This window comes from Solibacillus silvestris (assembly GCF_051967575.1).
Taxonomy (GTDB): Bacteria; Bacillota; Bacilli; order Bacillales_A; family Planococcaceae; genus Solibacillus; species Solibacillus silvestris_B.
Genome location: NZ_JBQCJW010000088.1, coordinates 1 through 994, shown reverse-complemented (window position 1 = coordinate 994; position 994 = coordinate 1). Strand labels below are relative to the sequence as shown.

The following is a 994-nucleotide window of genomic DNA, read 5'->3' as shown; positions in this document are numbered from 1 at the left end:
GAGACTGTCGATTAACTCAAGTAAATTTGTATTTCCACGTGATTTTTTTGATTCTTAATTTATTGTCTGTTTTATTTCATAATAATAGGTAAAATTAGGATAGAACTTATGGATGGAGTGACGAGGATGGCGCAGATTAAATATAAAACTTTCGGGCAATTAACACTCTCAGATTATGAGGTTTTCTCTTCGGTACCGGAACATCCCTTCTGGAGCCGTGTCGAACAGGTGGTTGATTTTTCTTTTGCAGATCAGCTCTGTGCACCTTTGTATTCTCCAAATGGTCAGCGCCCTTATTCTCCATCCTTGAAATTAAAAATTCATTTTGCGCAGCGTTACCACAATTATTCGGATCGTGAAATGGAAGAGGCAATCCTTTATCATCTCCACTTAAAACGTTTTTTAGGTGTCCCTGTCGCTTTTACCGGATTTGATCATAGTACCCTGGGACTTGATCGGGACCGGATGGGTGCGGCTCTTTTTGATGCGTGCCACCACCATATTCTTTCCCAGGCATTGGCGAAGGGGCTATGGGGAAAAGAAAATGATCGCTGGCTAATTGATTCCTTTCACACCTATGCGAATATTGCGAAGGTAGGAGCCTATCGCCTGATCCAACAGGGAATCCTTCAAATTCTGCAGCACATTAAACGTTCCTATCCGAAACTTTCTGCTTTTCTCCTGCAGAAATGCGGGCTCAAAAGCTTTTTGAAACGATTGTCAGACCGGGCAACGGAAAAGGAACGGCTGTTGTTATTTAGCCGTTTAGTAGTGGAAGCCTACAGTTTGCTTCACTGGCTGGAAAGCGAAAAGACAAACCCGCTCTTCTGGACATGGGATAATCCCAAACAACAGCTTCGTTGCTTAGAGCTGCAGGCAATTCTCTATCAGATTTTACAGGAAAACACAAAATTGAAGGATCCGGATGAATCCGGAAGCGCCGGGCAGGAACCGCCCCAATACCAGGAGCTATCTAAAAAAGAAAAGCCGCAAA

The 994-nt window shown here is 43.4% G+C and carries 1 protein-coding gene; it reads left to right on the top strand.

Annotated features, from left to right (window positions below; all coding sequences use genetic code 11):
• Nucleotides 1–126 precede the first annotated feature (126 nt).
• The coding region (locus ACTHOQ_RS18875) for a transposase (RefSeq protein WP_440497735.1) at nt 127–994 on the top strand (868 nt) is incomplete at its 3' end.